Source organism: Bradyrhizobium sp. LVM 105 (assembly GCF_003957705.1).
GTDB classification, from domain to species: domain Bacteria; phylum Pseudomonadota; class Alphaproteobacteria; order Rhizobiales; family Xanthobacteraceae; genus Bradyrhizobium; species Bradyrhizobium frederickii.
Window position 1 is genome coordinate 418,152 of record NZ_QZMV01000001.1, and the last position, 26,942, is coordinate 445,093.

A 26,942-nucleotide genomic window follows, 5' to 3' on the forward strand; every position below is an offset into this window, starting at 1 on the left:
GCGCATATGGCGCTTTGGCTGCCGGCGCGTGAGCTGTCGCGGGTGATGTCACCTCCAGCGAACGCTTTGAAGGGGAGAGGTTTTCTTCTGCTGAAGACCAGCACCCGGCCCGGCACGTCCAGGACGTCATGTTCGCCAGGATCCGCGCGATGTCGCGGGCAAACTGTTGACGAGCTCGTGCAATGGATGGAGCAGGAAGCCTCACCCGGTCCCTTCTGAGATCGCTGAGGCCCCAAGCTGACCTGAGGGCGGCCGCTGTCGGAGCGGTCGTGCTTCTGCGCGAGTGGCTGCAGGACAAGCGCGCTGAGGCGCGCGCCGCCGCCAAGGACAAGATCAAGACCAAGGCCAGAGCCAAGGCCGTCGTCGAGCGCGAGCCGCCGCCGCGTGTGGTCGCGCTGGTCGAGCGCTATCTGCCGCGCCGGGTCGGGATCAGCATGACCGTGCTGCTGCTGATCGGCAGCTGCGGCTTCGGCATCGTCAAGGGCGGCCATCTCCAGGATTTCATCACCGCGGTCAGCGATGCCCGCAACGCGCTGGCCAATTCCGCCGGCTTCCGCATCACCTCCGTCGTGATCAACGGCCGCAAGCAGCTCACCCAGGACGAGATCCTGGCGATCGGCGGCGTCAGCGGCCGGTCGTCCCTGCTGTTCCTCGACGCCGACGCGGTGCGCGACAAGCTCAAGGCCAATCCCTGGATCGCGGATGCAACCGTGCTGAAGCTCTATCCGGGCCAACTCATGATCGAGCTCACCGAGCGCAAGGCGTTCGCGCTGTGGCAGGAGGCCGGCCGGCTCTCGGTCATCGCCGATGACGGCGCCGTGCTCGAACCTTACGTCTCTCGCCGCTTCCTGTCGCTGCCGCTCGTGGTCGGCAAGGGCGCCGAGACTCAGGCCCGCGATTTCCTGGCGCTGCTGGCGCGCTATCCGCAGGTCAATGCGGTGACGAAAGCCGCGATTTACGTCGGCGAGCGGCGCTGGAATCTGAGGCTCAAGGACGGCCTCGACATCCGTCTGCCCGAGCAGGACGTCGGCAACGCGCTCGCGATGCTGTCCAGGCTCGACAAGGAGGACAGGCTGTTCTCCCGCGACATCGTCGCCGTCGACATGCGCCTGCCCGATCGGCTGGTGGTGCAGCTGTCCGAGGACGCCGCCAAGGCGCGCGAGGATCTGTTCAAGGACAAGAAGAAAAAGAAGGCCGGGGATTCCGCATGACCGGTCTCGATCGCACCCAGACGCCGAAGACGCGCCAGATGCCGCACAAGCGCGGTGGCCTCGTCGCCTGCCTCGACATCGGCACCAGCAAGATCGCCTGCATGATCGCGCGGCTGAAGCCGTCGCCGCCGAGCGAGGCGCTGCGCGGCCGCACCCATGCGGTGGAATTGATCGGATACAGCCAGATCCAGTCGCGCGGCATGAAGTCCGGCGCGGTGATCGATCTCGGTGAATGCGAGCAGGCGGTGCGCCAGGCCGTCGCGCTCGCGGAGAAGATGGCCAAGGTGCGGGTCGAGTCCGTGCTGCTCTCGGTCTCCGGCGGCCGGCTTTCCGGCCAGCTGGTCGAAGCCGCCGCCGACATCCGGGGTGGTGCCGTGACCCAGGCCGATGTCAGCCGCGTCACCTCCACCGGCATGCGTCATGCCACCGGCGAGGGCCGCACCGTGTTGCATGCGCTGCCGGTCGGCTACACGCTCGATGGCGTCAAGGGCATCCGCGACCCCCGCGGCATGGTTGCCCATCAATTCGGCGTCGACATGAACGTCGTCACCTGCGACGCCACCGTGGCGCGGAACCTGATGCTGGCGGTCGAACGCTGCCACATCAATGTCGAAGCCATGGCAGCGAGCCCTTATGTCGCCGGCCTGTCGGTGCTGACCGACGACGAGGCCGATCTCGGCGCTGCCGTCGTCGAGATGGGCGCCGGCACCACCACGATTGCCGTTTATTCAGGCGGCCGTTTCGTGCATGCGGCGGGTTTTGCGGTCGGCGGGCAACACATCACGATGGATCTCGCGCGCGGACTCTCAGCGACCATTGCCGATGCCGAGCGAATCAAGACGTTATATGGGACCGTCATCACCGGCGGATCGGACTCGCGTGAGCTGATGTCTGTGCCGACAGCCGGTGACGAGCAGGATCTGCCGCAGATCGTCTCTCGCGCCACCATCGCCAACATCGTCAAGCACCGTGCCGAGGAAGTCTTCGAAATGGTTCGGGACAAGCTGAAGGATTCGCCCTTCGCCTCAGAGCCCAACGGCCGCGTCGTGCTCTCGGGCGGAGCCTCGCAGCTCACCGGCCTCGTCGAGCTCGGCACCCAGATTCTCGGCCGGCCCGTGCGGGTCGGACGTCCGCTCGGCTTCGGCCGGCTGCCCAACGAGGCGAAGAACGCCGCGTTTGCGGTGCCGGCCGGACTCCTCGTCTACCCGCAATATGTTCACCTCGAACATGTCGAACCGCGGCATACGCGGCACCAGGTCAAGACAGGGACCGGCGGTTATTTCGGAAAGGTCGGACGATGGCTACGCGAGGGCTTCTGATGATTCATTTCCGCAATTCCCGACTTTCACCAACTCCCGCGGCCGCCGGCCGGGGCGAACCCACGCGCGCGTGATCGAGAGGCAACCATGACCATCAGCATCAATGTTCCTGATATTCACGAACTGAAGCCCCGGATCACCGTGTTCGGCGTCGGCGGCGCCGGTGGCAACGCCGTCAACAACATGATCACGGCCGGCCTTCAGGGCGTGGACTTCGTGGTCGCCAACACCGACGCGCAGGCCCTCACGATGTCGAAGGCGCAGCGCATCGTGCAGATGGGCACCGCGGTCACGCAAGGGTTGGGCGCCGGTTCGCAGCCGAACGTCGGCGCCGCCGCGGCGGAAGAGGTGATCGACGAGCTGCGCGACCATCTCTCGGGCGCCAACATGGTGTTCGTCACCGCCGGCATGGGCGGCGGCACCGGCACCGGCGCTGCTCCCGTGATCGCCAAGACCGCGCGCGACATGGGCATCCTCACCGTCGGCGTCGTCACCAAGCCGTTCCACTTCGAGGGCGGCCGCCGCATGCGCACCGCTGAAGCCGGCATCGCCGAGCTGCACAAGGTCGTGGATACGCTCCTGATCATCCCGAACCAGAACCTGTTCCGGGTCGCCAACGAGAAGACCACCTTCGCCGACGCCTTCGCGATGGCCGACCAGGTGCTCTATTCGGGCGTCGCCTGCATCACCGATCTGATGGTCAAGGAAGGCCTCATCAACCTCGACTTCGCCGACGTCCGCGCCGTCATGCGCGAGATGGGCAAGGCGATGATGGGCACCGGCGAAGCCTCCGGCGACAAGCGCGCGCTGACCGCCGCGGAAGCCGCGATCGCCAACCCGCTGATCGACGATAGCTCGATGAAGGGCGCCAAGGGCCTCCTGATCTCCATCACCGGCGGCAAGGATCTCACCCTGTTCGAGGTCGACGAAGCCGCCACCCGCATCCGCGAGGAAGTCGACCAGGACGCCAACATCATCGTCGGCGCGACCTTCGACGAAGCGCTCGATGGCCTGATCCGCGTCTCGGTCGTCGCCACCGGCATCGAGCAGGCCGCGATCGCCCGCAACAGCCAGGCCACCTCCGCCCCCGTCGCAAACCCGGCCCCGCAGGCGCAGCAGGCGCCCGCAGCTCCGGCCGCGGCCGCCGAGAGCCGTCTCGCCGACCTGACCGCGCGGCTCCGCGCCGACAATCAGCGCATGGCCGAGCGCGCCCAGAAGCTGGAAGCGCAGATCCCGGCCTCAAGCCAGGCTCAGGCCGGTGCCGCGCCGATGGCGCCCCGTCCGAACGTCGAGCGCGCCGCGCTCGCCGCCATCGCGGCTGCCGTTGCCGACGTTCCGCAGTCCCCGGCGCCGATGCAGACCTACGGCGACGTCACCGTGCGCCCGATCGCGCAGAAGCCGACCCTGTTTCCGGAGCCCGAGCAGGCCCCGGTCGCGATGCAGGAGCCGATGACGCCCGAGACCTTCATCCCGCCGCAGGCCGAGCGCCCGGTCCGTGCGCCGCGGATGCCGCGCATCGACGAGTTGCCGATGCCGGCCCAGGCCGAGATTCGCCAGGCTCGCGGTGAGGTCGAGGAGGAGGCGCCGCAGAAGAGCCGCCTGTCGTTGCTGCAGCGCCTCGCCAATGTCGGCCTCGGCCGTCGCGACGAGGAAAGCGAGCCGCCGGTCGCGGCCCGCACCGCCGGCCCCGCGATGCCGCCGCTGCCCGAGCGCCGTCCGCAGAAGTCCGTGGCGCAGCAGATCGCATCGAGTGAACCGGTATCCGAGTATGCCCGTCGGCCCGCTCCGCAGGGCCTGGACATGCATGGCCGTCCCGCGCCTGTTGCGCCGGCGCCACAGGGCGACGACCATCTTGATATCCCGGCCTTCCTGCGACGGCAGGCGACCTGAGGATTGTTACAATAGGGCAGACCAAAAAAGGTCCCGGCAACAAGCTTGCCGGGACCTTTCCTTTTGTCCCGTGCATGTCCGGATTGCGCAGCCAAGCAACTGATTTTAAATCATTAATCACGCATTCGGATGTTCGGTAGAATTGCCGGCAGCGGCCCAAAAGCTCGGCGCAATTTGGTTAAGCCTTGGCGCGAATACGGCGGGTTTGGGGTAACAATCGGTAAAAAAGCGTGAGTTGGCGCTGTTTGAGGCAGTGATTATGGTTTGGCGTGACTTGGGGATACGGATTCGCGAGCGCCGGCACTGGCCGGACAAGTGGTCTCGTATAAGTCGCAGTGGGTCGTAGTGGGGCGGGTTCCTGATGAAATTTAGCCGGCAAACAACGCTTGGTGCGCAAGCCTCCGTGGCAGGCGTGGGCGTTCATTCCGGTCTTCCCGTCACTCTCACGCTTGGGCCCGCGCCTGTCGACGCGGGTTTTGTTTTTATCCGGACAGGCCTCGAGGGAAGTGATCGCGAAGTTCAGGCGACGGCCGATCAGGTGATCGCGACCGACTTCGCCACCGTCCTTGGCGACCGCAGCGGTCCGCTGGTCTCCACTGCCGAGCACGTGCTTGCTGCACTGCGGGGTATGGGGGTCGACAACGCCACCATCGAGATCGACGGTCCGGAAGTGCCGATCATGGACGGCAGCGCCGCGGCCTTCATTGCGGCGATCGACCAGGCCGGCATCGTGACCCAGCCGGCACAGCGCCGCTTCATTCAGGTTTTGAAGCCGATCTCGGTCAAGATCGGCGATTCCTTCGGCGAAATCAGGCCCCATGCCAATGGGTTCTGCGTCGAGGTCGAGATTGACTTCACCAATCCCGTCATCGGCCAGCAGAGCTACACTTTCGACCTCAGCCCGGAACGTTTCCGCCGCGAAGTCGGCCGGGCCCGGACCTTCGGTCTGATGTCCGATGTCGCGCGGCTCTGGAGCGCGGGCTATGCCCTCGGCGCCTCCTTCGACAACACCGTCGTGTTCGACGACGAGAGGCTGCTCAACACCGAGGGCCTGCGTTACGCCGACGAATGCGCCCGCCACAAGGTGCTGGACGTGATCGGCGATCTCTCGCTGGCCGGCCTGCCGCTGCTGGGCGCCTACCGCTCGGTGCGGGGCGGCCACAAGCTCAACCACGCCGTCCTGACCGCGTTGCTGGCTGACCGGACCGCCTGGCGGGTGGTCGAGGGCGAGGCGGTCCGCCGTACCACGCGTCCCGTGGGCGAAGTCGGCCGCGGTATCGTCGGCGGCCGGGTCGCGGCGGCCTACGGGCCGGACGTGTCCTGAACAGGCTGTTGCCGCGGGCCTTTGGCCGCGGCGCCCCCCGGGAAACTCCTGGTAACCATGATCGGCTAGGATTGCGGCAAGTTCGCCTTAATCCGGGCGAAATGCCTCCCTATCCGGTTGGTTAGAGATCGCTTTTCGGATCCATCGGCGTGGTCGCATGGCAGGCACCACGGCACCATATCGCGCCCGTGACGGGGTCATGGGCCGGCGGGCACCGCATCACAGGGCGTCAGGGCTTAAACTCATGTCGGCACAGCGTATGACGCGCGGATATTTCTCGATCTCCTTGCGAGCTCGCGGGCTGCTTCAGGCCGTCACCTTCATGCTGCTCGCGCTGCCGCTGGCCGGCTGCGGCACCGGCGCGCTCTGGGACAAGTTCACCGCCAAGGACGACACCTTCGTCGAGGAGCCCGCCGACAAGATCTACAATGAGGGCCTGTACCTCATGAACGAGAAGAAGGACATGAAGGCGGCGAACAAGAAGTTCGAAGAGGTCGACCGCCAGCATCCTTATTCCGACTGGGCCCGTAAATCGCTGCTGATGTCCGCCTATGCGTCCTACCAGGGCGGCGACTATGACGGCTGCATCGGCGCGGCCACCCGCTACGTCACACTGCATCCCGGCAGTCCGGATGCGGCCTATGCGCAATATCTGATCGCGGCTTCTCACTACGACCAGATCCCGGACATCAGCCGCGACCAGACCCGTACCGAGAAGGCGATCGCCGCGCTGGAAGAGGTGGTGCGCAAATATCCGAACTCGGAATACGCAACGTCTGCCAAGGCCAAGATCGAAGGTGCGCGCGATCAGCTCGCCGGCAAGGAGATGAACGTCGGCCGCTACTATGCGCAGAAGCGCGACTACACGGCGGCGATCAACCGCTACAAGGCCGTCGTCACCCAGTATCAGACCACCCGTCATGTCGAGGAGGCACTCTACCGGCTGACCGAAGCCTATATGGCGATCGGCATCGTCGGGGAAGCGCAGACCGCGGCGGCCGTGCTCGGCCACAATTTTCCTGACAGCCGCTGGTACAAGGACGCCTATAATCTTGTAAAATCCGGCGGTCTCGAGCCGAGCGAGAATCAGGGGTCCTGGATCAGCAAGACCTTCAAGAAGATGGGCCTCGGCTAGGAAATTTGGTTCCATGCTGGCGCGTCTATCGATCCGCGACATCGTCCTGATCGAACGGCTCGATATCGAATTCGCGGCGGGCCTCGCGGTTTTGACCGGCGAGACCGGCGCGGGCAAATCCATCCTGCTCGATGCCTTTGCGCTGGCGCTCGGCGGCCGCGGCGATGCCGGCCTCGTGCGTCACGGCGCGGAGCAGGGGCAGGTCACCGCCGTGTTCGATGTCCCCAAGAATCACCCCGCGGCGAAGATCCTCGCCGAGAACGGACTGGACGACACGAGCGTTGAAGAATCTTGCGAGATGATCTTGCGCCGCGTGCAGCTCGCCGATGGCCGCACCCGCGCCTTCATCAACGACCAGTCGATCAGCGTGCAGACGCTGAAGGCGGTCGGCGCCGCCCTGGTCGAGATTCACGGCCAGCACGACGAGCGCGCGCTGGTCGATGCCGCCACCCATCGTCGCCTGCTCGACGCCTTCGCCGGCCTGGAGAAGGACGTCGCCGCGGTCGAGGCGCTCTGGGACGCACGCCGGACCGCCAACACCGCGCTGGAGGAGCATCGCGCCGGCATGGAGCGCGCCGCGCGCGAGGCCGATTATCTGCGTCATGCCTCCACCGAGCTGAAGCAGCTCGCGCCCAGGGACGGCGAGGAGACCTCACTTGCCCATCGCCGGAGCACCATGATGCAGGGCGAGAAGATCGCCTCCGATCTGCGCGAGGCGCAGGAGGCGGTCGGCGGCAACCATTCGCCGGTCGCGGCCCTCTCGGCCGCGGTGCGCCGGCTGGAGCGCCGCGGCGTCAATTCGCCGGCCCTGGTCGAGCCTGCCGTGAAGGCGATCGACGCCGCGATCAACGCGCTGGAGGAGGCCGACCAGCATCTCCAGGCCGCGCTGGCCGCAACCGATTTCGATCCGGCCGAGCTCGAACGCATCGAGGAACGGCTGTTCGCATTGCGCGCCGCCTCCCGCAAATATTCGACGCCGGTCGACGGGCTCGCCGCGCTCGCCGCCAAATATGCCGCCGACGTCGTGCTGATCGACGCCGGTGCCTCGCAATTGAAGAAGCTGGAGCAGGCCGCGATCGAGGCAGATAGCCGCTATGCCGCCGCCGCCACGAAACTGTCGCTGGCGCGGCAGAAATCGGCCGAGAAGCTCAACAAGGCCGTCAACGCCGAGCTCGCGCCGCTCAAGCTCGAACGCGCCAAGTTCATGACCCAGGTCGAGACCGACGAGGCCGCACCGGGGCCGCAAGGCTTCGACCGCGTCGAGTTCTGGGTTCAGACCAATCCGGGCACCAAGCCGGGGCCGCTGATGAAGGTCGCCTCCGGCGGCGAGCTGTCGCGCTTCCTGCTCGCGCTCAAGGTCGTGCTGTCCGACCGCGGTTCGGCGCCGACGCTGGTGTTCGACGAGATCGACACCGGCGTGGGCGGTGCGGTCGCCGACGCCATCGGCGGGCGCCTCGCGCGTCTTGCCGGGAAGGTCCAGGTGATGGCCGTGACCCACGCCCCGCAGGTCGCGGCCCGCGCCGACCAGCATCTGCTGATCTCCAAGGACGCCCTCGACAAGGGCAAGCGCGTCGCCACCCGCGTCAATGCGCTCGCCGCCGACCACCGCCGCGAGGAAATCGCCCGCATGCTGGCCGGCGCCGAGATCACGGCAGAGGCGAGGGCGGCTGCGGAGAGGTTGCTGAAGGCGGCCACGGCTTAAGTTTTCGCCGTCATTCCGGGGCGATGCGAAGCATCGAACCCGGAATCTCGAGATTCCGGATCTGGTCCTTCGGACCATCGGGGAATGACTCTCTCAATTGCAGATCGACTCATACAGATCATCCCAGTTTGGATTGTCCTTCTCGATCAGCTGGATTTTCCAGGCCCGCTTCCACTTCTTGAGCTCTTTCTCGCGTGAGATCGCCGAGATCGGATCGTCGTAGACCTCGAACCAAACAAGCTGCGTGATGTTGTATTTGGCCGTAAAGCCCTGGACGGCCTTGATTCGATGCTCGTGGACGCGACGCACAAGATCTTTGGTAATGCCAACGTAGATTGCCCCATCTCGTCGGCTTGCTAGAATATAGACGTAATACGCCATGAGCCCCTCCCACGACTTCGTCATTCCGGGGCGCACGAAGTGCGAACCCGGAATCTCGAGGTTCCGGGTCTGGTCCTTCGGACCATCCCGGAACGACGAGATGCAATCTTAAGTATAATGGCCAGAGCAGCAAAATCGAAACCGCTTCGCGACGTCGCCGATCTCACCAAGGCCCAGGCCAAGGTCGAGCACATGCGGTTGTCGCTCGAGATCGAGGGGCACAATGAGCGCTATTATCAGGAGGACGCGCCGACCGTCACCGACGCCGAATATGACGCGCTGCGCCAGCGCCTCAACGCCATCGAGAAGCGTTTCCCGGAGCTCGTCAGCGCGGACTCGCCCTCGCAGAAGGTGGGCGCCGCGCCATCGGGGCGCTTCAAGAAGGTGCGGCATTCCGTTCCCATGCTGTCGCTCGACAACGCTTTTGCCGAAGAGGACGTGCGCGACTTCGTCGGCCGCATCGTGCGCTTCCTGAAGCTCGATGACGACAAGGTCGATTTCTCCGCCGAGCCGAAGATCGACGGCCTCTCGATGTCGTTGCGCTATGAAGGCGGCGAGCTTGTCACTGCGGCGACGCGCGGCGACGGCGCGGTGGGCGAGGATGTCACCGCCAACATCCGCACGCTCGAAGACGTGCCGCAGAAGCTGAAGGGCCGCAACGTCCCCGAGATCTGCGAGGTCCGCGGCGAGGTCTACATGACCAAGAAGGCCTTCCTCGCGCTCAACGAGCGGCAGAAGGCGGCAGGCGACACCATCTTTGCCAACCCGCGCAACTCGGCCGCCGGCTCGCTCCGGCAAAAGGATCCCACCATTACCGCTTCCCGCCCCCTCGGCTTCTTCGCCTATGCCTGGGGGCAGATGAGCGCGATGCCGGAGGATACGCAGAGCGGCATGATCGCCTGGTTCGAGCGCTGCGGCTTCAAGACCAATCCGCTGACCAGGCTCTGTCATTCCGTCGAGGAACTGCTCGCCTTCCATCATGCGATCGAGGAGCAGCGCGCGCGTCTCGACTACGACATCGACGGCGTCGTCTACAAGGTCGACCGCATCGACTGGCAGGAGCGTCTCGGCTTCGTCTCGCGCACGCCGCGCTGGGGCATCGCGCACAAATTCCCGGCCGAGCGGGCCATGACGGTGCTGCGCGACATCGAGATCCAGGTTGGACGCACCGGCTCGTTCACGCCGGTCGGCAAGCTCGAGCCGGTCGGCGTCGGCGGCGTGATCGTGCAGAACGTCACGCTGCACAACGAGGACTACATCAAGGGCATCGGCAACAAGGGCGAGGTGCTGCGCGAGGGGCGCGACGTCAGGATCGGCGACACCGTCGTGATCCAGCGCGCCGGCGACGTCATCCCGCAGGTGGTCGATGTCGTGCTCGACAAGCGGCCGAAGGGCGCCAAGGAATTCCACTTCCCGAAGAAGTGCCCGTGCCCGCTGCACACCGACGTCGTGCGCGAGGAGACGGCGGCGGGCGAGGAGGGCTCGCGCGCCCGCTGCACCGGCGAGTTCGCCTGTCCCTATCAGAAGATCGAGCACCTCAAGCTGTTCGTCTCGCGCCGTGCTTTCGACATCGACGGTCTCGGGGAGAAGCAGCTCCAGTATTTCTTCGACGAGGGATGGGTCAAGGAGCCCGCCGACATCTTCACGCTGGAGAAGCGCAACTCCAGGCTCAAGCTCGAAGAGGTCGAGGGCTATGGCGCGACCTCGGTGCGCAATCTGTTCGGCGCCATCGAGAGCCGGCGCAGAATCGCGCTGGAGCGCTTCGTCTATGCGCTCGGCATGCGCCATGTCGGCGAGACCACGGCGCTGGCGCTGGCGCGCGGCTACGGCTCCTGGGATGCCTTCCACGATGCCTGCCTCAAGGTCGCCAAGGGTGACGAGGAGGCGATGGCCGAGATGGATGCGCTCGACCAGATCGGGGACACCGTGATCAAGAGCATCGCCGATTATTTCGGCGAGAGCCACAATCGCGGCATCGTCGAGCGGCTGACCAGGGAGGTCGAGATCGTCGACGCCGAGAAGCCGAAGAGCAATTCGGCCGTCGCCGGCAAGACGGTGGTGTTCACCGGATCGCTGGAGAAGATGACGCGCGACGAGGCCAAGGCCACGGCAGAGCGTTTAGGGGCAAAGGTGTCGGGCTCGGTGTCGAAGAAGACCGACCTCGTCGTCGCCGGTCCCGGTGCGGGCTCGAAGCTCGCCGAGGCCAACAAGCACGGCGTCAAGGTGCTGACCGAGGACGAATGGCTGAAGCTGATCGGGGAGTGAGGTTCTTTTTCCTTCTCCCCTTGTGGGAGAAGGTGGCGCGAAGCGCCGGATGAGGGGTTGCATCCACAAACTCGATTGAGAGCGATCTGCGCGGAGAGAAACCCCTCACCCGTCTCGCCGCTATCGCGGCGAGCCACCCTCTCCCACAAGGGGAGAGGGGACGGGCAACGCGCGCGCTGCCTCCCTCACATCATCCCGCTCTCGTCCTCCTCCGCCTGCTCGATCAGCGCCTCGCTCACTGTCACTTCGCGGCGGGGGACGACGAAGACCATCACGCAGGCGCAGAGCACCGAGATCGCGAGCACCGCCGAGGTCAGCGGCAGCGTCGTTGCGGAGTGGCCGCCGAGATAGGCGCCGAATTGCGACATCAGCGCGCCGATGCCCTGTTGCAGGAAGCCCATCGCGCCTGAGGCAGTGCCGGCCGCTTCAGGACGGATGCTGATCGCCCCGGCGGCGGAATTCGCCATCACGAAGGCGTTGCCGACCATGACGATCATCTGCGTGCCGAACAGCCAGCTTGGGGCCTCGTTCCACCCCGTAAAGCTCCACAGCAGGTTCAGCAGACTGCCGCAGAGCTGGAGTGCGAGCCCGAACCAGATCAGCTTCTCCAGCGAATGCCTGGGCGCAAAGCGCACGCAGAGCAGGTTGCCGACGAGAAATGCAAACCCCGTTGTCGCGAACCAGGCGCCGTATTCGGCGCTGGACCGGCCCATCTGCGTCACCACGATATAAGGTCCGCCGCCCGCGAAGGTGAAGATGATCTGAGAGGCCAGCACCTGGCACATCACATAGCCGACAAAGGCGCGGCTCTTGATCAGGATGCCGACGTCGCCACGGAAGCCGCCGCCGCCGGCGCGGCTGCGACGCGTTTCGGGCAGCGTCAATGCGATGCCGACGGCGACAATGATGGCAGCGATGGTGATGGCGTAGAAGATCGCGCGCCAGCCGAACGCCGTCTCGATCAGGCCGCCGGTGAGCGGTGAAACCATCTGTCCGATCATCAGCGCCGCGACCACCAGGCTGATCATCGAGGCGACGCGGTCGCGCTCATAGATGTCGCGGATGATGGCGCGGCTGATCACCATGCCGGAAGCGCCGCCCAGGGCTTGAAAGAAGCGGGCTGCAATCAGCTGCGGCAGGGTTTCGGCGAAGATGCAGGCGACGCTGGCCGCCACCATCAGCGCCAACCCTCCGAGCAGCACGGGGCGCCGCCCGAACCGGTCGGACAGCGGTCCCATGATCAGCTGCGACAACGCGATGCCGACCATGTAGAGCGACACCGTCATCTGCGCGATGGAGATGTCGCTGCCGAAATTCGTCGCCAGCACCGGCAGCGCCGGAACCAGGATGTACAGCGAGATCGGCGCGATCCCGGTCATCACGACCAGCAGCAGCAGCACCCCGCGCGATGTCGCGAGGTTGCGCGTCCCTTCCGGAGGCTTGCTGATGATGCCGTGCATGCGTGTTCGTCTCGTTGAATTCGAACCGACTGTAACGTCGTTACGCAAGGCGGATATCGGCATTTCGGAATGCGGCTATACGGATTCCGGGATGGTTATAATAACGGCGTGAGGCGACCCATTGGGCACGATCCTCACGCCACAAATTCGGTGTCATCGCCCGGCTTGACCGGGCGATCCAGTACGCCGAGACGGTCGCGGTTGACCCGAGCGGGCGCGGCGTACTGGATTCCCCGCTTTCGCAGGGAATGACAGCTGTGTTGGGGATGCAGCGTTGCGCAAATCGCGCAGTGCTATGCGGCTACGCCTTCAGCTCCGCCGTGGCCTGATCGAGCCAGGCCCGGGTCGCCTCGTCGAGCGCCGGCCCGACCTCGGAGCGGACGCGCGCATGGTAGGCGTTGAGCCAGTCGAGCTCATCCTTGCTCAGCATCGCGGCGTGGATCAGCCGGCGGTCGATCGGCGCCAAGGTCAGCGTCTCGAACGCGTTCATCGGCTTCTCGGCACCCTTGATATCGGCGGCGACGACCAGCTCGAGGTTCTCGATGCGGATGCCGAAACCGTCGGTCTTGTAGTAGCCGGGCTCGTTGGAGAGGATCATGCCGCGCTTCAGCGGCGTGGTGCCGAGCTTCGAAATGCGCGCCGGCCCTTCGTGCACCGAGAGATAGCTGCCGACGCCGTGGCCGGTGCCGTGCTCGAAATCGACGCCGGCGGCCCAGAGATATTGCCGTGCCAGCGTGTCGAGCTGCGCGCCGGTGGTGCCGTCCGGGAAGACCGCGCGTGCGATCGCGATATGGCCGCGCAGCACGCGGGTGAAGCGGTCGCGCATCTCGTTCGTGGGCTCGCCCACGGCCATGGTGCGGGTGACGTCGGTGGTGCCGTCTTCGTACTGCGCGCCGGAATCGATCAGCAGGAGGTCGCCGGGCGCGATGCGCCGGTTGCTCTTGCGCGTGACGCGGTAGTGCACGATGGCACCGTTCGGGCCGGTGCCGGAGATGGTCGGAAACGAGACGTCTTTCAGTGCGCCGGTGTCGCGGCGAAACGTCTCCAGCGCCTCGACCGCGTCGATCTCGGTGAGCTTGCCGCTTGGCGCTTCCCGGTCGACCCACGCCAGGAAGCGCGCCAGTGCCAGGGCGTCGCGCCGATGCGCCGTCTGCGTCCCCTTGATCTCGGTCGCGTTCTTGACCGCTTTGAGCAGCGCAATCGGATCGCTGCCGCGCACCGGCTTGCCGCCGGCGCCCGCAATCAGCCGGCTGAGCGCGTCGGCCGCGGTGGCGCTGTCGAGCGCGATCGCCGCACCGCTTTTGGCGAGCGCCATCAGCGTCGGGGCCATCGCGTCGGGCTCGCGCACGTCGGCGGACTGCTCGAGATGGTCGCGCGTCAGGTTGGAGAGCTTGCGGTTATCGATGAAGATGGTGGGACGTCCGTCTTTCGGCACCAGCGCATAGGACAGCGGCAGCGGGGTATGGGCGACATCGGCGCCGCGGATGTTGAAGGTCCAGGCGACCGCGTGGCTGTCGGACAGCACCAGCGCGTCGACGCCGAGCTTGCCGATCTCGCTTCTGATCTGCGTCAGCTTCTCGGCTTCCGAGATGCCGGCATGCTGGAGCCCGTGCACGGCGACGGGGGCGAGCGGCGGCTGCGGGCGGTCCTGCCAGATCGCGTCGATCGGATTGCTGTCGACGGCAACCAGCTCGGCGCCGGCCTTGGCGCAGGCGGCAGACAGGCGCTCAGCTGCCGCAAAAGTGTGCAGCCACGGATCAAATCCGAGGCGGTCACCGGCTTTCAGATGCGCCGACACCCAGCTCTCCGGCGGCGGGTCGATCAGCGATTCCACCACCCAGGCCTTTGCATCGACCTGCTTGGCGGCCTGAAGCGTGTAGCGGCCGTCGACGAACAATGCGGCCTCCTGCGTCAGAACCACCGCGAATCCCGCCGAGCCCGTGAAACCGGTCAGCCAGGCCAGCCGTTCTTCCGACGGCGGCACATATTCGTTCTGCTGCTGATCGGCGCGCGGAACGACGAAGCCGGCGAGCTTGCGACGGGCGAGTTCTTCGCGAAATGCGGCCAGCCGTGCCGTCAACGCGACGCCGGCCTCCGGCTCCTCGAATGTCTGGAAGTGTGCTTCGAACATAGTGGATCACTTTAGGATCATGGGGACGAGTCCGCAATCTGGACGCATTTACGTCGCATCTGGCATGGACTGTGCTTGAATGGTTCCACTTGAATTGAGTGGAGTAAAGGATGCGGCAGCTGCGCTTCGTCCGGATGACAGCGAAATTCGAGCAGGTGGTTCATCTCAACGGCGAGGGGACACACGATGCCAGCATTCACGTTTGAGAAGATTTCGCCGCCGGCGCGCCGAGCCCCGACGGAGGCGGCACCGAAGAAGCCGCGCAGCGTCATCAGCCAGATGATCAACCGCATCGCCGAGCGCCGCGCCAAGCGTGCGTCGCAGGTCGAGCGTACGGCGCACCGCGACGAGAAGCCGGCGGAGTAGCGGCATTGCTGATGCCGTAGGGCGGACAAGTCGCTTGGCCCGCCTACGGCGCCTGTGCTGGCTATCCCACCTTCCGCAGCAACAGACTGCTCCACCCCTCGATCCGCAGATGCCTCAACGGCACGAGGCCGCGGGCGCGATAGGCGGCGATCACGGCGGGGGCCTGATGCGTCAGCAGGCCGGAGAGGATGACGTGTCCGCCTAGCGCGAGATGCCGTGCCATCGGCCCCGCCAATTGCCTCAGCGGATTGGCAAGGATGTTGGCCAGCACCAGGTCGAACGGGCCGGCTCGTCCAAAATCCGGCGCGGCGAAGCCGGTCGCGCGGATCACCCGCACATGGTTGCCAACTTCGTTCAGCCAGGCGTTCTCGGAAGCCACCCGCACCGAGGGCGGATCGATGTCGGAGGCGAGCACGGCGCGATGCAGCGCCTTTGCCGCAGCGATGGCCAGCACGCCGGTCCCAGTGCCGAGGTCGAGCAGGTTCCTCGGGCGGGAACTCTTCAGAACATGGTCAAGCAGTAGTAAACAGCCATGCGTCGTGCCGTGATGGCCGGTGCCGAACGCGAGCGCCGCCTCGATCTCGATCGCGAGCTTGTTCGGCGCCACGCGGTCGCGGTCATGACTGCCGTGCACGACGAAGCGGCCGGCCGGGACCGGGACGAGATCCTCCAGGCTGGCCCTGACCCAGTCCTTGGCCTCGACAATGTCGAAGGTGAGCGTCGCGGCGATCTCATTTCCTGCTGATGTTGCAATGAGTTCGCGCAACCATGCGTGATCGGGCGCCTCGGCAAAATGGAGCGTGACGTCCCATTGTCCGTCCGGCCGCTCGAAGGCGGCGACCGCCGCATCGCCCTCGAAGAACACCTCGGTGAGCACGTCGACGACGCGCCGGGCGTCGGCCTCGCTGCCGATCGAAAAGCTGGCGCGATGAGTTGGAGCAGGCTGCATTCAGGGTTCCGTTGAGTTGAATTTTTGGGATTTTTGCCGCCAATTTTCCGCGCAAGTTGCAGTCCCCGGGTTAACCCGGCCGAAGGCCGCGCCCCGTACATTCTCGGGTGTTGAATTAAGCCAACACAGCTTGGAATTGAAACGGAGGCGAGTCTTGAAGAGCATGATTCAGAAATTCTGGTCGGATGAATCCGGTGCCACGGCGATCGAATACGGTCTGATTGCCGCGGGCATCGCCCTGGCGATCATCACCGTGGTGAACAGCCTGGGCAGCACCATGAACGACAAGTTCACGTCGATTAGCACCAACCTGAAGTAATTTCCGCCTCCATTTCCCAGCGGGGGCTGCTTTTTCTTCTAGGCTGACCTGATCACCGCCCGCGAGGGGAATTCCCCCTGGCGGGCGAGGTCGTTTCCTGCCGGCGCTTTCGATATTCACAGCTTGTCCGCTGCTCACCCGGCACCCTATCCACCGGTTTTTCCCGCAATTGTCCTCACGATTTTCCACTGCGTTTCCCCCGGCCGTCGCGATGCTCCGGTCCCCAAGCATCCGCGGCCTGTCCACAGACCGTTCAACAGCCTGTCCACAAGGGATCCACAGATCTATCCACGGCTTCCGAACAGCGAGCGGTGATCCCTCAGGATCGCCTGCGCGGCGTTATGGCCGGGCGCACCGGTGACGCCGCCGCCGGGATGGGCGCCTGAGCCGCAATGATAGAGGCCTCTTAACGGCCCGCGATAATCGGCATGGCCCAGCATCGGTCGTGCCGAGAACAGCTGGTTCAAGGTCAGCGCGCCGTGGAAGATGTCGCCGCCGACGAGGCCGAACTGCCGCTCGAGGTCGAGCGGAGACAGGATCTGGCGGCCCAGCACGCTCGCCGCAAAACCCGGCGCGTATTCGTCCACCGTCGCGATCATGAGATCGGCGACCTCCTCGCGATGGTCGTCCCACGACTTTCCATCCGGAAGCTCCGGCGCGACGTGCTGGCAGAACAGGCTCGCGACGTGCTTTCCCGCGGGCGCCAGCGTGTCGTCGAGCGTGGAGGGGATCAGCATCTCGACCACGGGCTGTCGGCTCCAGCCCCGCGAGCGCGCATCGAGATAGGCGCGGTCCATGTAGGGAAGGCTCGGCGCCAGGATGATGCCGGAAGAGAGATGGTCGCCTTCGCCCGGCAGCGCCGTGAACGAGGGCAGGCGATCCAGCGCCACGTTCATGCGAAAGGTGCCGGAGCCGTTCTTCCAGTGCCGGATGCGGGCGAGGAAGTCCGCAGGAAGCGCCTCGGCCGCGATCAGCTGCGTGTAGAGCAGCTTTGGATTGACATTGGCCGCGACATATTTCGCGCGGATCGCCTCGCCGTTCTCAAGCACGATTCCGACGGCGCGGTCGCGCTCCACGATCACCTCGCGCACGCCGGCATCCGTGTCGATCGCGACGCCGCGGTCGCGCGCCGCGCGCGCCATCGCCTGCGTAATCGCGCCCATGCCGCCGATGGCATGGCCCCAGACGCCCTTCTTGCCGTTCACCTCGCCGAAGGCGTGATGCAGCATCACGTAGGCCGAGCCGGCGGCATAGGGGCTGGCATAATTGCCGACGATGGCGTCGAAGCCGAACAGCGCCTTGACCAGATCATGCTCGAAGCGCTCATCCAGCATCTCGCCGGCCGAGCGGGTGAAGAGATCGAGCAGGCTGCGGCTCTGTTCCAGCGTGAGACCGCGCAGGATGCTGGCGGTCTTCCAGGCGTTGACGCCTTCGCGCAACGCCGCCGTGCCAAAACCCTCGACGAGGTTCGGCGGCGCGCGCAGCACGAATTGCCTGAGCACGTCGGCGATGTCTTCCAGCTCGCGTGAAAACCCGTCGAGCGCGGCTGCGTCATGCGCGCTCAGTCGTGCGACTGATGCCTTCGTCCGGCCCTCCCCGGTGAGGAGATAGCTGGCATCGGGCGCGGGCAGGAAATTCTGGGCGCGCCGTTCCACGATGCGCAGGCCCTGCTCGGCGAGCTTGAGGTCGCGGATCACCTGCGGATTGAGCAGGCTCACCGTGTAGGCCGCGACCGAATTGCGGAATCCCGGGTGAAACTCCTCCGTGACCGCGGCACCGCCCACCACCTTGCGGCGCTCGACCACGCGCACGCGCAGGCCGGCCATCGCGAGATAGGCCGCGCAAGTGAGGCCGTTGTGGCCAGCGCCGATGATGACGACGTCGGTTTCGGTCATGAAGATGCAAGGCCCAGTCTATCGTCATTCCGGGGCTCGCGAAGCGAGAACCTGGAATCTCGAGGTTCCGGGTTCGATGCTCCGCATCGCCCCGGAACGACGTCTAATATCAAGCAATTCACGCTGCAACATCACAGCCCCCTTTATTGCCCGTTCAGGCGCCTTGTGCTCCATTGCGCGCGTCCGGCGCCCGCCGGTTTTTTGAGCCGGAGCTTCCATGGATTCGATCGTGCAACCCGCCGCCACGGAGCAGCCGTCCGCCTCGCGCAACCGGCTGGTGCTGACGGTCTACACCGCCGCGATCTTCGTCAGCGCGCTGCTGCTGTTCTCGGTGCAGCCGCTGTTCACGAAGATGGTGCTGCCGCGGCTCGGCGGCTCGCCGGCGGTGTGGTCGGTGGCGATGGTGTTCTTCCAGTCGCTGCTGCTGGCGGGCTATGCCTATGCGCATCTCTTGATGCAGGCGAGGAGCCGCCTCGTGCCCGTGGCCGTGCATCTGGTGCTGCTGATCGCGGCCTTCGCCACGCTGCCGCTCGGCATCGCCTTCGGCTATGGCGAGCCGCCGGCTTCCGGCTATGCGTTCTGGCTGCTCGGCCTGTTCGTGGTCTCGATCGGCCTGCCGTTCTTTGCGCTCGCGGCCAACAATCCGCTGTTGCAGGCCTGGTTTGTCCGCACCGGCCATCCCGCCGGACATGATCCCTATTTCCTCTATGCCTCCTCCAACATCGGCAGCTTCCTCGCGCTGCTGTCCTATCCGTTCCTGCTGGAGCCGGTGTTCACGCTGCACACGCAGAACCGGCTCTGGACCGGCGGCTATGCCCTCTTGATTCTCCTGATCGCCGCCTGCGGTGTGTTGCTGCTGCGCTCGCCGAAACTGGCAGTGGTCGACGCGAAAACGGAGGACGCGAATGCGCCGGCGCCGGCGTTCTTGACGCGGCTGCGCTGGATCTTCCTCGCCGCGGTGCCCTCGGGCCTGCTCATCGCCGTCACCGCGCATATCTCGACCGACGTTGCGGCGGCGCCGCTGCTGTGGGTGCTGCCGCTGTCGCTGTATCTGCTCACCTGGGTCGTGGTGTTCCAGTCGCGGCCGCTGCTGCCGCACAAATGGATGCTGATGCTGCAGCCGGTCGCGATCGCCGGCGTTGTCGTCCTGCTCGCCTTCGGCGGCGAACAGAATCTGTTGCTGACGCTCGGCGGCCATCAATTGTGCTTCTTCGTCATCGCCATGGCCTGCCATGGCGAGCTGGCGCGGACCCGTCCGGCCGCCAAATATCTCACCGGATTCTATGTCGCGCTGTCGTTCGGCGGCATGGTCGGCGGCCTCTTTGCCGGTCTCCTCGCCCCCTTCACCTTCTCGTGGATCGCCGAATATCCGATCCTGGTCGCGCTTGCCGCGCTGTGCCGGCCGATTGCGAACGAACGGCTTGCCGGTGTCGTCAAATGGTATTGGCTGGCGCTCGCCGCGCTCGCGGTGGCGCTGGTCGCACCGTCATACGCCACCGGCAATCTCTCGACCTGGTTCGAGGATCACCGCGTCTGGGTCGCCGGCAGCGTCGGCGTGCTTGCCGCGCTGCTGGCACTGATGCTCAATGCCGGCCGCTGGAAGATCTTTGCCACCGTCGTGCTCGCGCTGGCGTTGATCCGCGTCTATCCCGCGGACGAGGGCCGCGTCACGACGGTGCGCAGTTTCTTCGGCGTGCACAAGATCGTGGTGACGCCCGGCGGCTACTTCCATGTGCTGATGCACGGCACCACGATTCACGGCGCCGAGCGCTTCCGCAACAACGACGGCACGCCCGTCGCCGGCCGTCCCGAGCCGATCACCTATTATCACAAGGACGGCGGGATCGGTCAGGCCGTCAGCGCCATCCGCGAACGCAAGGGCGCTCCGCTCAAGGTCGCCGCGATCGGCGTCGGCTCGGGCACGCTCGCCTGCGCCGCCGCGCCTGGCGAGGACTGGAAATTCTTCGAGATCGACCAGTCGATGGTCGATGCCGCGCGCGATCCCAGAAATTTCCGCTACATATCAAGCTGCATGCCGGACATGAAGCCCGTGATCGGCGATGCGCGCCTCACCTTCGCCAAGGAGCCCGACGGCGCCTATGACCTCGTCATCGTCGATGCCTATTCGTCCGATGCGATCCCGATCCATCTCGCCACCGAAGAGGCGATGAAGATCTACAAGGACAAGCTCGCGCCACACGGCGCCGTGGTGATGCACGTCTCCAACCGGCATCTCGACCTCGAGACCGTCGTGGTCGGCATCGCTGACGCCAACGATCTCCAGAGCTGGGTCTTCAACGAGGATTCCGGGCGAGATGGCGACTACATCTTCTCGACCGACGTCGTCATCTCGGCGCGGGAGGAAGCCGACATCGGCCGGCTCGCCGCCTCGAAGTCGTGGGAGCAGACCGAAGCCGACGACAGGGTAAGGGTCTGGACCGACGACTATTCCAACATCCTGGGTGCGCTGTATCGGCGCTGGCGGGACGGGGAGTAGGGCGCCGCGACAACCGTCTCCGTGCCCCGGCGCAGTGCAGCGTTGCATGCCCCGCCGCGTCCGGGACACGAGACCGTCTTACGGCTCGACCGGCGTCCCCGCCGGCAACCCGATTCCCTTCTCGCCGGCGATCTGCCGCAGCAAGTCGGGTCTGTCGGAAATGATCCCGTCAACGCCGAGCTCGATCATCCGCGTCATGTCTTCGCGCTTGTTGACCGTCCAGACCACCACGCGCAATCCGAGCCCGTGGGCCTCCGCGACGAGCGCAGCGGTGACATCGCCGAAATGGGGCGACCAGATCGTGCCGCCCGCCGCCTTGATCGTGCGCGGCAGCGATCCGCCGTGATCGGCCGGATTGAAGCCGGCCGTCCAGTTCGTCGCCTTGTCCAGCGCCACCGTCGGAGCCGAGCCGCGCTGGAGCGTCAGATACACCGTCGGTATCTTGGGCGCCTGCTGCTGGACCAGTTGCAAGGTCCTCCAGTCGAACGACTGGATCATGACCCTGTCGGAAAACGCCTCGGTCCCGATCAGCCCCAGCAGCTTCGCGACAAAGGCCTGCGGATCGAGCGTTTCGTCCGGATGGTTCGGGTCGATCTTGGTCTCGATGTTGAAGCGCACACGCGCGTTGCCGGATTTTCGTGCCAGCGCGAACAGCTCGCTCAAGGTCGGAATGCGCGTCCCCGGTACCGCGCGCTGGTCGGGGAATTGTTTCGCGTAAGCACTTTCCGGCCGGATCTGGCCGACGTCATAAGTCCTGACCTGGTCCAGCCGCAGCTTGACGAAAGGCGTGCCCGGCGGAGTGATGTAAGCGCCGTCGGGGCGGCGTGTGAGATCAGGATTGAGCCCGCGCTCATGCGACACGATGATTTCGCCGTCCGCGGTGACGCCGACGTCGAGCTCCAGCGTGTCCACGCCCATCGACAGCGCGTTGGCGAAGGCGGGCAGGGTGTTTTCCGGCAGCAGCGCCCGCCCGCCGCGATGCGCCTCGAGATCGAAGGCCAAGGCTGGTTCTACAATGGCTCGTCCTACAATGGCTTGTCCTGCAGCGAGAAACGCGAGCACGGTCAGGATCGTTGCGGCACGTGACGGCATGGTGCCTCGGCCGGTGAGGTCGATCGATGTGCGATCGCGTCAGTTCTGATAGTAATAGCCGCGCGGCTGATAGAGCTGCCGGGGCTGTGGCTGATAATAATAACCCTGCTGGCCGTAGCCCTGGTCGTAATAGGGGCGCGGCTGCTGCTGATAGACCTGCGCGTCATAGAGCGGGCGGGTGGCCGAACGCGGAGCCGGATAGCGCGCGACGGAGTCGCTGCCGTCGGCGGGATAGATGTAATTGTCGTCCTGCGGCATGTAGCGGCGGGCGGGCTGCGCCGGCGGCACCAGGTTCACGGGATCGCCCGATGTGGCGTACTGATCTTCGGCGGGCTGCAGCGGAGCGCGGGCCACCGCGGCGTTGGTGCGGCCGCGCGGATTGCGCGCCAGCGCCACCTGCGCCGATCCGGACAGCGTCACTGTGGTGTTGAGCACGCCCTGCTGCTGCACCAGCGCATAGAGTGTCGATGCGTTCTGACGCGACAGCCGCACGCAGCCATGCGACGCCGGCGAGCCGAGCCGGCCGACCGAGTCGGTGCCGTGGATGGCGTGGCCGACCTTGGTGAAGAAGATCGCGTGCGGCATCGGCGCGTCGTCGAATTCCTTGGAATAGTGATCCTCTTCCATGCGGAAGGCGCGGAACGCGCCGTTCGGCGTCTCGCGCGAGGGGATGCCTGTTGATACCGGCCAGCGATAGCGAGCCACGCCGTCGACCGCGACGGTCATCTGCTGATTGTCCTTGTCGACGGTGATCTCGACCTTGGCCTGCGCGGTGCCCGCGCTCAAAACCATCATGGACGTCAAAGCAATGAAAAATGAACGCATCTGGAAACGCATTTGAATTCTGGCCTCCGGCCTCTTCTCGCTAGCCGCCGCGGCTCTCCGTCCCCGGCGTGCAATATGCCTGCAATCCGGCGTGGGTTCCAGCGGCCTGCCTGCCCATCGTTAACGCGATGCGGGGCTTAAGCAAGGCCGCTTTGTGCCGCGCCGCGCGCGGCGGCGCTGACATTTTCGCGAGCCGGACGCGCGTTCGACGCCGACAATTCGTTACAAAGGCGCAACCATCCGGGCCGCGCGGCGCGTTGACGATGTCACCCCGGCGCCAGCCGCCCTAGTCGTTCCGGGGCGCCCGAAGGGCGAGCCCGGAATCCATTCATCCACCAACCCGCCGCACAATGGATTCCGGGCTCGTGCTGCGCACGCCCCGGAATGACACCTGGATCAATTCTTCAGCCGATACCCCGTGCGGAAGATCCACCAGATCACCACCAGGCAGATCACCAGGAACGCCAGCGTCATGCCGATGCTGACGGATACGCTGACGTCGGCGATCTCGTAAAAGCTCCAGCGGAAACCGGAGATCAGATAGACGACCGGATTGAGCAGCGCGACCGTACGCCAGGTCGGAGGCAGCATGTCGATGGAATAGAAGCTGCCGCCGAGGAAGGTCAGCGGCGTCACCACCAGCATCGGAATCATCTGCAGCTTCTCGAAGCCGTCGGCCCAGATGCCGATGATGAAGCCGAACAGGCTGAACGTCACCGCCGTCAGCACCAGGAAGGTCAGCATCCAGACCGGATGCTGGATGTGCAGCGGCACGAACAGGCCGGCGGTCGCCAGGATGATCAGGCCAAGAATGATCGACTTGGTCGCGGCGGCGCCGACATAGCCGAGCACGATCTCGAAATAGGAGATCGGCGCCGACAGGATCTCGTAGATCGTGCCGGTGAATTTCGGGAAGTAGATGCCGAACGAGGCGTTGGCGATGCTCTGCGTCAGCACCGAGAGCATGATCAGGCCCGGCACGATGAAGGTGCCGTAGCTGACGCCCTCGACCTCGCTGATGCGCGAGCCGATGGCGGCGCCGAACACCACGAAATAAAGCGAGGTCGAGACCACCGGCGAGACGATGCTTTGCAGCAGCGTGCGCCAGGTGCGCGCCATTTCGAACAGATAGATGGCGCGGATGGCGCGGTGGTTCATGACGTCCTCACGAGGTCGACGAAGATGTCCTCGAGCGACGATTGCGTCGTGTCGAGATCGTTGAAGCGGATGCCGGCGGTGCGGAGATCGCCGAGCAGGCTGGTGATGCCGGTGCGCTCGCCCTGGGTGTCGTAGTCGTAGACTAACGTTGCGCCGTTATCGCAGAGCTCGAGCTCGTAGTGATGAAGGCTTTCCGGCAGCGCGGCGATCCTGCCCTGCAGATGCAGGGTCAGCCGCTTCTTGCCGAGCTTCTGCATCAAGGTCGTCTTGTCCTCGACCAGCACGATCTCGCCCTTGTTGATGACGCCGATGCGGTCGGCCATCTCCTCGGCTTCCTCGATGTAATGCGTGGTGAGGATGATGGTGACGCCGGACTGTTGCAGGGTGCGCACCACCTCCCACATGCCCTTGCGCAGCTCGACGTCGACGCCCGCGGTGGGCTCGTCCAGGAACAGGATCTGCGGTTCGTGCGACAGCGCCTTCGCGATCATCACGCGGCGCTTCATGCCGCCGGACAGCGTGATGATCTTGTTGTCCTTCTTGTCCCACAGCGAGAGGTCCTTCAGCACCTTCTCGATGTGCGCAGGATTCTTCGGCTTGCCGAACAGGCCGCGGGAGAAGCTGACGGTCGCCCACACGCTCTCGAAGGCGTCGGTGTGCAATTCCTGCGGCACGAGGCCGATCAGCGAGCGCGCCTTGCGGTAGGAGGTCTGGATGTCCTCGCCGCCGACGAGCACGCGGCCCTCGCTCGGGTTGGCGATGCCGCAGATGATGGAGATCAGCGTGGTCTTGCCGGCGCCGTTGGGCCCGAGCAGCGCAAAAATCTCGCCGCGCTTGATATCGAGATTGACGTTCTTGAGCGCCCTGAAGCCGGACCCATAGGTCTTCGACAGATTGGCGACGGAGATGATGGAGGACATGATGGCCGCGAGGCTGAGGGGCAAAGGTTGGGGAGGGGAGGCCGGACCGGTCCCGGAGGGAGGTCAGCGGAGCCCTGAAATAGGAACGCAGTTGCTTGCCCGCAATTCCCCGGAGAAAAATGGTCTCAAAACAGGCCCTTCGGTGGCAGGTTTCAGGCAAGTGTTGCGCGATGGTCACTGCTTGCGGCTAAGATTGTCGCTCACGCGGCTCTTTGTTGCGTGTGCGAGCAGGCCATGGCTACGATTCCGGCCAATCGCGAAGCGTATGTCCCCAGGGAAAACATCGATGACACCGAACGGCCGTCACACCGCCGGCGCCAGCCAGTTATCCGCCCTCCGTGTATGGGCGATGGGCCTGCTCCTGCTGTCAGCTGTTGCCATCAACCCGACCCCTGTCAGGGCCGCGCCGAGCCAGGCCGCGGCCGCGACCACGCATGTCTACCTGCTCCGTGGCGTGCTCAACATCTTCTCGCTCGGGCTCGACACGATCGGCGCCCGGCTCCAGGCGCAGGGCATCCCGGTGACCGTCGCCAACTTCGTGTCCTGGTCCTCGCTCGCCGACGAGGCCGCGGCCGCCTACAGGGCCGGTCGGCTCAAGACCATCGTCCTGGTCGGCCATTCCTCCGGCGCGACGGCGCTGCCCGACATGATCGCCAAGCTCAACCAGCTCGGCGTGCCCGTGAAGCTCGCGATCGGCCTCGACTCCGTGTTCAAGACCAAGCTCTCGACCGGCGCGGAGCGTTACATCAACATCTATATCGGCGATGGTCCCGGTGAGCCGGTGCGGGCCGCGGCGGGTTTTCGCGGCAAGCTCGACAATGTCGACGTGCGCGGCTCCGGCGTCGGCCACATCTCGATCGACAAGAATGAGGCGATCCAGCGCCGCGTCATCGCCGAGATCGACGCCGCGATCATGCGCTCGCGCGCTCCGGCCTTGCCGGTCGCCGAACGCGGCGCTCCGGGGCAGGCGCGCGCGGCGGCCGCGACCGCTCCGGCGAGGAACTGAGGCAAATCGGCTCGGTTTCGGCGCCGCAAAATCCGCCAAATCCGCGGTCATGAAGCCACGGGGGAGGCCTCTGCCTCCCGCGGTGGGACTGCTGGACTGATGATTGATCTGAGGCGACTAGTCGCGCTGGCAGCCGTTGCACTGCTCGCCTTGGGCCCTGGCGTAGCTGCTGCCTCACCCGCCAAGTCCAAGACCACAGCGGCGGTACCTGCCACGCCGCCGCCCCCGCCGTTCGAGCCGTTGCCGCCCCCGAAAGTCTACCTGTTCCGCGGCGCCATGGGGCCGATCTTCTCGACCGGCATGGATCGGCTCAGCGAGAAGCTGACCCAGGCCGGCTTCTCCGCCGACGTCTATGAATTCACCCTGTGCCGGTTCATCGGCAGCCGCGTCATCGCGAGCTACAAGGACCAGGCGGCGCCGATCGTGCTGATCGGCCACTCCATGGGCGGGCTGTGCTCGATCGTCATCTCCGAGATGGCGGCCAAGGAGAACATCCCGATCAGCCTCGTCATTGCCATCGATCCCGCGCACGCGACCGGCGACGTGCCGCTCAATGTCGAGCGCTTCATCAACATCTTCCTGTCCGACAGCGTCCTCGGTGGCGGCGACGTCGTCGCGGTCCCCGGCTTTCGCGGCCATTACGCGAGCTACGACCTGAAGGAAAACGCGCGCGTCTCGCACATCAATATCGAGAAGTCCGATGACATCCATCGCCAGATCGTCGAGATGGTGACGCGGCTGCCGCGCATTCCGCCGCAGACCCAGGCCGATGCCGTGCCGCTGCGCTATCTCGTGCCTGCGGATACGTTGGTCGAATTGTGGGATTCCGGTGTGCGAGTCCCGGTGCGCCGCGGCGACACCATGGAGAGCATCGCCGCCGCCAACCGCGTGCCGCTGTGGACGCTCGCGCAGAGCAATTCGCTTGCGGAGAACGCACAGCTCACGCCCGGGCAAACCATCATCGTCCCGCGCCACCTGACGCCGCCCGAGCCCGCAGCCGCGATGGCAGCGCCGCCGGCGGCTCCGGCGAAGCGGAAGTAGGGCGCTTTGCCGCTGCAAAAGCGGTGCTTATGGGGCGGGCGATCTCTCCTAATTCG

Annotated in this window: 21 protein-coding genes; 12 read left to right on the plus strand and 9 right to left on the minus strand. The window is 65.6% G+C overall.

From position 1 onward, the window contains the following. Positions 1-182: 182 nt before the first annotated feature. The 6 genes from D6B98_RS02040 (at position 183) to recN (ending at position 8,581) form a co-directional block, all read left to right on the plus strand. A complete protein-coding gene (locus tag D6B98_RS02040) occupies positions 183-1,211 on the plus strand; it encodes a cell division protein FtsQ/DivIB (protein WP_126255275.1) in 1,029 nt (342 codons plus the stop codon). Further along, positions 1,208-2,530 (plus strand): cell division protein FtsA, encoded by a 1,323-nt coding sequence (ftsA, locus tag D6B98_RS02045; protein ID WP_126255276.1) that lies wholly within the window; start codon positions 1,208-1,210, stop codon positions 2,528-2,530. Before D6B98_RS02040 ends, ftsA begins: the two co-directional genes overlap by 4 nt. Before the next feature lie 87 nt (positions 2,531-2,617). After that, the gene (ftsZ, locus tag D6B98_RS02050) at positions 2,618-4,420 is read left to right on the plus strand and encodes a cell division protein FtsZ (RefSeq protein WP_126255277.1); all 1,803 of its coding nucleotides are present in this window, start codon (positions 2,618-2,620) and stop codon (positions 4,418-4,420) included. A 361-nt stretch (positions 4,421-4,781) separates the two neighbouring features. Next, positions 4,782-5,744, plus strand: a complete 963-nt coding sequence (gene lpxC, locus D6B98_RS02055) for a UDP-3-O-acyl-N-acetylglucosamine deacetylase (RefSeq protein ID WP_126255278.1) — start codon at positions 4,782-4,784, stop codon at positions 5,742-5,744. A 244-nt stretch (positions 5,745-5,988) separates the two neighbouring features. Further along, positions 5,989-6,879 carry an outer membrane protein assembly factor BamD gene (locus D6B98_RS02060; RefSeq protein WP_126255279.1) on the plus strand — a complete coding sequence of 297 codons (891 nt, stop codon included), beginning with the start codon at positions 5,989-5,991 and terminating at the stop codon, positions 6,877-6,879. Between the two features lie 13 nt (positions 6,880-6,892). Next, positions 6,893-8,581, plus strand: a complete 1,689-nt coding sequence (gene recN / locus D6B98_RS02065) for a DNA repair protein RecN (protein WP_126255280.1) — start codon at positions 6,893-6,895, stop codon at positions 8,579-8,581. A gap of 93 nt (positions 8,582-8,674) precedes the next feature. Here recN and D6B98_RS02070 read toward each other — a convergent pair whose 3' ends face one another. Continuing rightward, positions 8,675-8,962, minus strand: coding sequence for a GIY-YIG nuclease family protein (locus D6B98_RS02070; protein WP_126255281.1), 288 nt, complete (start codon positions 8,960-8,962; stop codon positions 8,675-8,677). 117 nt (positions 8,963-9,079) lie between these two features. On the opposite strand from D6B98_RS02070, the gene ligA reads away from it, so the two are divergent. Further along, a complete protein-coding gene (ligA, locus tag D6B98_RS02075; RefSeq protein WP_164718328.1) occupies positions 9,080-11,227 on the plus strand; it encodes an NAD-dependent DNA ligase LigA in 2,148 nt (715 codons plus the stop codon). Positions 11,228-11,412: 185 nt separating this feature from the next. Here ligA and D6B98_RS02080 read toward each other — a convergent pair whose 3' ends face one another. Beyond that, complete coding sequence (locus D6B98_RS02080; protein ID WP_126255282.1) at positions 11,413-12,687, minus strand: multidrug effflux MFS transporter; 1,275 nt, start codon at positions 12,685-12,687, stop codon at positions 11,413-11,415. Positions 12,688-12,988: 301 nt separating this feature from the next. Further along, the gene (locus D6B98_RS02085) at positions 12,989-14,818 is read right to left on the minus strand and encodes an aminopeptidase P family protein (RefSeq protein ID WP_126255283.1); all 1,830 of its coding nucleotides are present in this window, start codon (positions 14,816-14,818) and stop codon (positions 12,989-12,991) included. Positions 14,819-15,004: 186 nt separating this feature from the next. Between D6B98_RS02085 and D6B98_RS02090 the strand changes: the two genes are divergently transcribed. Next, positions 15,005-15,184, plus strand: a complete 180-nt coding sequence (locus D6B98_RS02090; protein WP_126255284.1) for a hypothetical protein — start codon at positions 15,005-15,007, stop codon at positions 15,182-15,184. A gap of 61 nt (positions 15,185-15,245) precedes the next feature. On the opposite strand, the gene D6B98_RS02095 is transcribed toward D6B98_RS02090, so the two are convergent. After that, positions 15,246-16,133 (minus strand): 50S ribosomal protein L11 methyltransferase, encoded by an 888-nt coding sequence (locus tag D6B98_RS02095; RefSeq protein WP_126255285.1) that lies wholly within the window; start codon positions 16,131-16,133, stop codon positions 15,246-15,248. Positions 16,134-16,296: 163 nt separating this feature from the next. Here D6B98_RS02095 and D6B98_RS02100 point away from each other — a divergent pair, with 163 nt between their 5' ends. Next, positions 16,297-16,452 (plus strand): Flp family type IVb pilin, encoded by a 156-nt coding sequence (locus D6B98_RS02100; RefSeq protein ID WP_126255858.1) that lies wholly within the window; start codon positions 16,297-16,299, stop codon positions 16,450-16,452. Positions 16,453-16,736: 284 nt separating this feature from the next. On the opposite strand, the gene D6B98_RS02105 is transcribed toward D6B98_RS02100, so the two are convergent. Next, positions 16,737-18,347: a phytoene desaturase family protein gene (locus tag D6B98_RS02105; RefSeq protein WP_126255286.1), complete on the minus strand. Its 1,611-nt coding sequence runs from the start codon at positions 18,345-18,347 to the stop codon at positions 16,737-16,739. 217 nt (positions 18,348-18,564) lie between these two features. Between D6B98_RS02105 and D6B98_RS02110 the strand changes: the two genes are divergently transcribed. Continuing rightward, on the plus strand, positions 18,565-20,844 hold the full coding sequence (locus tag D6B98_RS02110; protein ID WP_126255287.1) for a fused MFS/spermidine synthase: 2,280 nt from the start codon (positions 18,565-18,567) through the stop codon (positions 20,842-20,844). 78 nt (positions 20,845-20,922) lie between these two features. On the opposite strand, the gene D6B98_RS02115 is transcribed toward D6B98_RS02110, so the two are convergent. From D6B98_RS02115 to D6B98_RS02130, 4 genes are all read right to left on the minus strand, one after another. After that, positions 20,923-21,936, minus strand: a complete 1,014-nt coding sequence (locus D6B98_RS02115) for a glycerophosphodiester phosphodiesterase (protein ID WP_126255288.1) — start codon at positions 21,934-21,936, stop codon at positions 20,923-20,925. 39 nt (positions 21,937-21,975) lie between these two features. Continuing rightward, positions 21,976-22,773, minus strand: coding sequence for a L,D-transpeptidase (locus D6B98_RS02120; RefSeq protein ID WP_126255289.1), 798 nt, complete (start codon positions 22,771-22,773; stop codon positions 21,976-21,978). Between the two features lie 384 nt (positions 22,774-23,157). After that, complete coding sequence (locus D6B98_RS02125) at positions 23,158-23,919, minus strand: ABC transporter permease (protein WP_126255290.1); 762 nt, start codon at positions 23,917-23,919, stop codon at positions 23,158-23,160. Next, a complete protein-coding gene (locus D6B98_RS02130) occupies positions 23,916-24,839 on the minus strand; it encodes an ABC transporter ATP-binding protein (RefSeq protein WP_126255291.1) in 924 nt (307 codons plus the stop codon). The genes D6B98_RS02125 and D6B98_RS02130 overlap by 4 nt, the downstream gene beginning before the upstream one ends. A gap of 286 nt (positions 24,840-25,125) precedes the next feature. Between D6B98_RS02130 and D6B98_RS02135 the strand changes: the two genes are divergently transcribed. Next, positions 25,126-25,845: a hypothetical protein gene (locus tag D6B98_RS02135; RefSeq protein ID WP_126255292.1), complete on the plus strand. Its 720-nt coding sequence runs from the start codon at positions 25,126-25,128 to the stop codon at positions 25,843-25,845. 99 nt (positions 25,846-25,944) lie between these two features. After that, positions 25,945-26,886, plus strand: a complete 942-nt coding sequence (locus D6B98_RS02140) for a LysM peptidoglycan-binding domain-containing protein (RefSeq protein WP_164718331.1) — start codon at positions 25,945-25,947, stop codon at positions 26,884-26,886. Positions 26,887-26,942 lie beyond the last annotated feature (56 nt).